Source organism: Barnesiella sp. WM24, from assembly GCF_004570975.1.
In the GTDB taxonomy this organism is placed as follows: domain Bacteria; phylum Bacteroidota; class Bacteroidia; order Bacteroidales; family Muribaculaceae; genus Muribaculum.
On record NZ_SPPC01000025.1, the window covers coordinates 1 to 7,320 of the forward strand.

Below are 7,320 nucleotides of genomic sequence, written 5' to 3' on the forward strand. Positions count from 1 at the left end.
CCCCTCGCGCACAAGCATATTGTGTATTTTGAGGAAGCGGGCTTTCACAACCTCGATATACTTGTTAAGTTCGAGGTCTCGGCGAGAGCGGCCTTTGGACATGGCGCGCTTCTGATCCCAGTTCTCATGTATTCCCTGTAATCGGAGTTATTGAAAACTCCTTTTGACAGATTGTAAAAACACTTGTGATATTGACACCGACCGTCAGTCTTCAATATCGGAATAATGGAATACAAACGATTTTGATGTGGATGTATAAGCTGAAAAATAACCGAGAACTTCTCCGTTGAAATCATATACCGGATTTGAATGGTTCTGTCCCGAAAGTTTCGCCGAAAACAGATAATCATAAGCCTTTATGTCTATCGCTCGTACCTCTACGGTTATATCATCCCCTTCAAACAGTATGGAGTCGTAATCGTCAGGATCATTTTTTTCGGCTTTGTCGCGGCTCATACAGCTTATGTCAAACTGTATGGTGTTGTTTGAACTATCAAGGTCACGCACAACATTCCATTTGAACAGCTTGCCGTTTCGGAGTATCCGGTAATAATAGTAGTTTATATCATCAGCCTTGTCGCTGACATCCACTATCAGATGGAGCATATCGTTACCCATCATTTCCTCCCATCTCATACTGGTGGATACGATTTCAGTAAATCCGGGCATCGTTGAACTTGATGTGTAAGATTCCCCGTCGATGACAACAGTAAGAGTATATGTTTCATCGGGGATTCCAACGAATGACAGTGAACGGTATATGCCGTCTTCTCCATAAGTCAGCGTTTCTTTGATGCCGTTATCTGAAGACAGTACAACAGATTGCACCTCGATTCCTGTTTTTAACACAGGGTCTTCAATATCACGTGTGCCGGTTATCACGACTTCAGAACCGTCGTTGCTCACATGACCTTCTATCACATAAATCGGTTCAATTGGACGATAGTCAAGTTGTATTTCCTCCTCACATGAACACAACAGGCATAATGCGACAATATAATACAGATATTTCATTTGTTGTCAAAATTTTAATGTGTAGGACACCGAAGGAACAAGACCGAAAAGAGAATGCTTCATGGTCTTAAAGCCGGTAGGAGCGTTTTCGTCAGTTTCAAATACTATCAAAAAAGGATTGTAACGCGAATAGGCGTTATAAATTCCGAATGACCATTCATAAGTGAGTTTTGGCCCCTCATGCGTATAGGTCGCACTTAGATCCAGTCGATGATAAGCCGGAGCGCGGTATCCGTTTCTTTCCGCATAATGGAACATGTGAATACCATCCACCTCATATTTAGCACTCGGCGCGGTGAGTGCCTGTCCGGTGTTGAAAACCCATGCCGCAGACATATTCCATTTTTTATTGAACTGATATATTCCGACGACAGAAATATCATGGCGTCTGTCGTTTCCGGCAGTGTACCACTTTCCGTTATTTATACCGCCAATCTTGTTTTGCGCCCATGATAAAGTATAGCCGATCCACCCGGTAAGTTTACCCGCGTTCTTGCGCAAGGTGAACTCAAAACCGTATGCCCGTCCCTTGCCGCCCAAGAGAAGACGCTCTATCTCAATTTCGGAATTGAATGATTTTCCATCTTTATAGTCATAGATATTATGGATGTCCTTATAGAACACCTCACCTGATATTTCCCATCGGGTGTTTCCAAAAAGAGCCACATATCCGGCACTTATTTGGTCGGCAGTCTGGGGCTTTATGATATTGCTCGTCATTGCGTATCTGTCAAACGGCATCGAAGACCCCGTACTGCGTATGGCATGGATGTTCTGCGAACTTCTGCTGTATGCCATTTTTATACTCTGCAGGTCGGTTATGCGGTAATTCAGACTAAGACGTGGTTCAATGGACAGATATGTCTTATATGGCTTCCCGTTGCGGGGCGTATAGCAGTCTATTATATTTCCACTCTCATCCAGTCTGTAATACGGAGAACCGCCTAATGTAGACATTATGCCCAGACGTATGCCGCCCATTACATGGACACGCTCGTTTATGGCCCAGTCGTCATTTATCCATACCCCGCTTTCCCATCCCCGGCGTTGCTCCTTCTGGTGGGTTGTCCCCATTGTCCATTCAGCGGATTTCAAGTCAATAAGAGCTGACTGCAATCCAAAATCCACGTTATGATTCTCATGAGGATTCCATGAAAATGAATATTTTATCCCTGTCTGACGGAGATGACCGTACATATTGTCATCTTCTGATGTTATCTGCATACCCATATCATTTATAAAATTGCCATGATACAGAGTCGCAACAGATGCAAGCCTGTCATTGAATGTATGATACCATTTGGCAGTCGTGGTGATATTGCCCCACTGCATATTCATCATGTCACTCATTCCGAGGTTGTCACGTCCGACAAATAGTGATACCGCTATTTTGTCATTGTACCCCACGTTGTAATTGACTTTTGCATTTATATCGTAAAAGTAGAGAGAGTTATCCTTGAATTGGTCTGTGAATTTCAGAAACATATCCATATAGGAACGTCGGGCTGATGCAAAGAAAGACAGCTTGTCCTTGATTATCGGCCCCTCTATGTCAAATTTTGCCGAAAGTAATCCAACTGTGAAAGAACCCTTATATTTTTCAGCATTGCCGGCTTTTGTATTCACATCGAACACTGAAGAAGTTGCACCTCCGTAGCGTGCCGGAATCTGACCTTTGTAGAGAGTGGCACTTGATAATGCAGGGTCGTTGAATGTTGAGAAAAATCCGAACAGATGCCCCGAATTTATAACCGGAGCATCGTCAAGCAGTACAAGGTTCTGGCTTGCTGTACCGCCACGGACTTGAAATCCACCGGTTCCATCCCCCTCGGCCGATACGCCGGGAAGAAGTTGTAATGATTTCAGTATATCGCGCTCTCCAAATAATACCGGAGTTTTAGACATCTCGTCAATGTCGATACGCTCCATGCCCGGCTGAGTGTTTTTTAATCTGTCCATCATGGAACGCGATAACACAACGACTTCAGACAGTTCACTTGTGACACTCTTCAACTCAAAGTTTATCACCGTGTCACAGGATACTGTAATCCGGCGTCTGTCATTTTCAAAACCTATATAGGAACATTCGATATCATAGCAACCTACCTTTACCGAAAGCTCATAATTGCCGTCAACATCTGTTGCAGCTCCGGTTGTGCCACATCTCACGGATGCACCGATAAGAGGTTCGGTTGTATCCGCCTCCGTCACTTTACCTTTTATGACGAATGTATGCTGTGCCAATGCCGCATTGCTGCATAATGCCACTGCTGTTATTAATATTACAATTGTCGTTTTTAATTTAGTCATACGTTTAGTTTAGACACTATTAAGTCGGGTGCAAAATTACTATGGGATTCACCAATACAAAAGGCCTATCCTTTGGATAAATTGGACTATTCTTAAAATATAGACTTGAAATATGGAATTATTAGCCTAATTTTGTATTCTTAAACTATAAAAACAATGATACGGAAGACCTCAATAATAGAACGGCTGGCTTCATGCCCGGACTCATATCGCCTTGATGACGATTTCTTTGTCATTGACATCACGGCGGATGATTTTCCGAAAATACCGGTAATCAACCACATGTATCAGTGTAGCGTCTGCATGACAGGCACATGTAAGAGCCGGGTAAATCTCAAGACTGTCGTGTCATCGCCGGGTTCAATAGGAATTACTCTGCCGGGGCAGGTCGTTGAGATATTATCTGTATCAGTGGACTATAAAGCCATATTGATATCCATATCACCGGAGTTCATGGGATCTATGGGATTTCCCTATAATTTGAATATCTCAAATGTCCTTGCCGCCAATCCGATTGTCATGCCGTCGGATAAGGAGAACGATGCGATCAAATTGTTCTGTGAGATGGTACGTCGGATACTCGCACGCCGTCGGCCGCATATCCGCGAGATATTGCAACATCTAACATCAGCTATGATATACAGCATGGCCGACAGTATTGTTGCGAAAATCCCTCCTGCTTTGTCAAGAGAGGAAAATATCGCACAACAATATATCAACATTGTCAGCCAGAATTATCACCATAAGAGAAAAGTCATTGATTATGCAACAGATATGCACCTGACACCGGGATATCTTTCATCAGTCGTTAAAAACGTTACGGGTAAGAGTGCGGCTGAATGGATTGAGGAATATGTACTTATGGAGGCAAAAGCATTGCTTGCATCGACCGATATGACGATTCAGCAAATCTGTTATCAGCTCAATTTCCCAACACAATCGTTCTTCGGAAAATATTTCAAAACCCACACAGGCGTTTCCCCCAAAGCCTATCGCAACAGCAGTAATGAGGATTGATTATTTGAGAAAATGACGTGACCGTTGTTAATAGAATTAAAGTAGGCATAAAGGCAGGTTTCCCCGCCTTTATGCCTAACCTGGTCTGATTATGAAATTCTATATCCTAAATAGGAATAAAATCTGAAAAATATACCGGGGAATAATGACAATGCACGCATAAGTATTGTCTGACGTGAGCGGAAGAAGCGGCCCGGAGAAATCTGTCCTATCAGAGAAAGATGCTGATTCCATGATTCGAGGATTTTTCCGTTGTTGATGCCCCATTTGAAAGTTGCTTCCATATTTTTAATGGCATCGTGTTTATTCTGATTTTTAACGCCAAGTGTTCCCATGGTGTCAAACCAGATTTCGGCATTGCTGAAACGATCGCATAAGTCGTTAAAGAATTGTCGGAGAGTCGCTTCATCAAAATACATGATGACGCCTTCGGCTATGAGCAGGATATCGCCGAAGGGATGTTCGCTCTTAATCCGATCCATCCAGACGGTATCAAACATCGACTCCGAGATATAGGATTCGTTGGACGCCTCGGAAATGAATGAACGACGCATGTCTATGGTGTCCGGCAAGTCAAGGCTGTAGAATGCCACATCCGATATTCCTTCCACGGTACGTTGGCAACGGGTGTCAAGTCCACATCCGAGATTGACGATTACCGGATTTTTATGGTTTCGGACAAACTCCGTCACCATGTCGTCGAAGAAACGGCATCTGATGGCACAGCCGATCTCGCTCATTTTGGCTGTGTCGAACTTTGAATAGTCATATTCAATAGATTCGACAATGCGCTGTGCTATAGGATCGCGAATTATCGCGTCTGCCCGGCTACTCTCTTTGGCTCGCATATAGAGCGGAATCAGGAGAGTTTCTGATACTTTGTCTTTGAATTGATTCATATCTTATTCTTTTATAATGGGTTCAATAATGAACAATATTCAAATTTGTTCAAAAAAAGAGGAGAGAATCTCAATGTTGAAATTCTCTCCCCATAATGTCCTATGAGAAAATTACTTATACTTGAAGCAGATATTTCCATCCGATAGTTTCAAATGTGATGTACTCTTCTATTATCTGACGTATTTCGGTCAAAGTCATTTTATGCATAAGTATCTCTTCAAACATTGTGAACATCCATACTGTATGAAGATGCACCATAAAGTTGCTCACATTAATATTTATGTGAGGATGCCGTTTTTTTTGATCGGCAAACCATACTTTAACTTGCTCAGTCGCCTTGTCTGTAAAATCCATTTTGAAATTTTCCAAAGAAGATCCCTGTGCATTGAAAAACAGTATCTTCATAAGAGTCCTATTCCCGTTGATAATGTTCACATATTCCAGAACTGACGATGTTAGATAATCCTGAGTCATCATTTCAAGCGCATCAGTCCCGTTAGTGCTATGATGACGGTCAAACATAGCATAAAAGGCTGCCGTAATTGGGGCCAGTACCTCATTAAACAGATTGTCTTTGCTTGGGAAGTAATTATACAAGTTTCCAACTCCGACCCCGGCACCTTTGGCAATGTCGCGCATCGAAGTCTTGATGAATCCTCTCTTTGCAAACTCTTGTTTTGCAGCGTTAAGAATACGTTTTTTTATGTCATCTTTCAGAACTTGCATAAACAAACGATGTTCATTTTATATCACAAAATTACTGTTAATCAGGTCTATCTGCAATACCCAAATATGGTGAGTGCGCAGTTCCATCTTAATTGTCAGGTATTTGCAATTAAAAAAAGCAACAACAATGAACAGTTAGTTAATCTGTTCGTAATAGGGTCTCGGCATAAATTACCACTATGTCTAATCCTGTAAATAGAACTAAGTATGGCATGCAATATTCCGTTTATGACTTCTATATATTTAGTATGGTTCTGCTACCATAGACTTTTTCTGGTCGTCAGATGTTGAAGGAGCGTCTACCACAGTGGCATTGACTTCAACGGTAGAAGCCGGTTTATTCTCAACGCCGTCCTGTCCCTCTTTGTTGACTCCCATGCGGTCGTCCGGCACTTCGTGGGTGGGAGCAAGTTCGGCGGTGATTTTGCGGTCGAGGGGGCAAGCTCGGATTTGAGTTGCTTCAACTCGTCCTCCTTACCCCATGTCTTGGCGATGATGGCTTTGAGCTGGGGAACGTCGGCTTTGAGTCTGGCGGTACGTTCCTCATAGTATGAATATACGATGCGTGACAGTAAGCGTCCGGCGTACTGCGTGAGTCAAAAATATCCCTGCAACTCACGGAAAAGCACATAGGGAACACACAAGAATGTTAAATCCGCCCCGAAAAACTCCCGTTACACGCTCATTTCTTAGATGATATTAATTTATAGGCTTTGTGCTTTGAAAAGTGGGGTAGGAGGGTGGAGCCATGAACCCTGAGCCTCAGGCGTCAGGACTGCATAACGCAGTAAAATACTGAACAGCAGGCGACTCACTCTTCGGCTACTGCAATCGTGAGTCATTTGCCTCTCGATGCGTGTGACTCACGCAAAACTCACGCTCATGTGCCGAACTCCGCTGTATTATGCCGGATAGGGCAAAAAGGAAAACGCTGGAAATCAAGTGTTTTTCAGCGTTTTGCGGTGGAAGTCCGTACTTCCTTGTGATCCGCCTGAAGCTGCGGGATATCGCTGTAACTAAGTAGTATTCAGGATATTGCAATGCCGCACTTTCCGTTGTTCACGAATTGCACACGGCACAATTTCAATGTTCTTCCCTATTGTTTCCATTGGGATTACAAATACACAAATTATTATTTAATTATCAAAATTTTGAAATGAATACTTACTTTAGTTACATTGTTTGAATTTCATTTGTAATAGTGGAATATATCAGGGATAAGAAATTGGTTTTAGTCGTTGGTGATAATGCATTAAAAGTGTCAATATCTTCACCTAATAATTGAAGAATAAATTTTATAAACAGTGGTTTAGAAAGTTTCCATTTGTTTTCAAAACCATCAAAATATGTATC

Annotated in this window: 6 protein-coding genes and 2 pseudogenes; 1 reads left to right on the forward strand and 7 read right to left on the reverse strand. The window is 42.4% G+C overall.

What is annotated here, in order from left to right; genetic code table 11:
* Positions 1–204: 204 nt before the first annotated feature.
* Positions 205–1,014, reverse strand: coding sequence for a DUF4249 family protein (locus tag E4T81_RS15410; RefSeq protein WP_135046137.1), 810 nt, complete (start codon positions 1,012–1,014; stop codon positions 205–207).
* Between the two features lie 6 nt (positions 1,015–1,020).
* Positions 1,021–3,324 carry a TonB-dependent receptor gene (locus E4T81_RS15415; RefSeq protein WP_135046139.1) on the reverse strand — a complete coding sequence of 768 codons (2,304 nt, stop codon included), beginning with the start codon at positions 3,322–3,324 and terminating at the stop codon, positions 1,021–1,023.
* A gap of 156 nt (positions 3,325–3,480) precedes the next feature.
* Between E4T81_RS15415 and E4T81_RS15420 the strand changes: the two genes are divergently transcribed.
* Complete coding sequence (locus tag E4T81_RS15420; protein WP_135046141.1) at positions 3,481–4,341, forward strand: AraC family transcriptional regulator; 861 nt, start codon at positions 3,481–3,483, stop codon at positions 4,339–4,341.
* An 89-nt stretch (positions 4,342–4,430) separates the two neighbouring features.
* Here E4T81_RS15420 and E4T81_RS15425 read toward each other — a convergent pair whose 3' ends face one another.
* The 5 genes and pseudogenes from E4T81_RS15425 to E4T81_RS15810 all read right to left on the reverse strand — a co-directional run.
* Positions 4,431–5,240: a class I SAM-dependent methyltransferase gene (locus tag E4T81_RS15425; protein WP_135046143.1), complete on the reverse strand. Its 810-nt coding sequence runs from the start codon at positions 5,238–5,240 to the stop codon at positions 4,431–4,433.
* A gap of 115 nt (positions 5,241–5,355) precedes the next feature.
* Positions 5,356–5,967: a TetR/AcrR family transcriptional regulator gene (locus E4T81_RS15430; RefSeq protein ID WP_135046145.1), complete on the reverse strand. Its 612-nt coding sequence runs from the start codon at positions 5,965–5,967 to the stop codon at positions 5,356–5,358.
* A 243-nt stretch (positions 5,968–6,210) separates the two neighbouring features.
* Complete coding sequence (locus E4T81_RS15720; protein ID WP_167762004.1) at positions 6,211–6,360, reverse strand: hypothetical protein; 150 nt, start codon at positions 6,358–6,360, stop codon at positions 6,211–6,213.
* Positions 6,357–6,485: pseudogene (locus tag E4T81_RS16150) on the reverse strand (DNA methylase); the annotation flags it as partial. The gene E4T81_RS15720 and the pseudogene E4T81_RS16150, both read right to left, overlap by 4 nt.
* A 655-nt stretch (positions 6,486–7,140) precedes the next feature.
* A pseudogene (locus E4T81_RS15810) lies at positions 7,141–7,320 on the reverse strand (hypothetical protein); the annotation flags it as partial.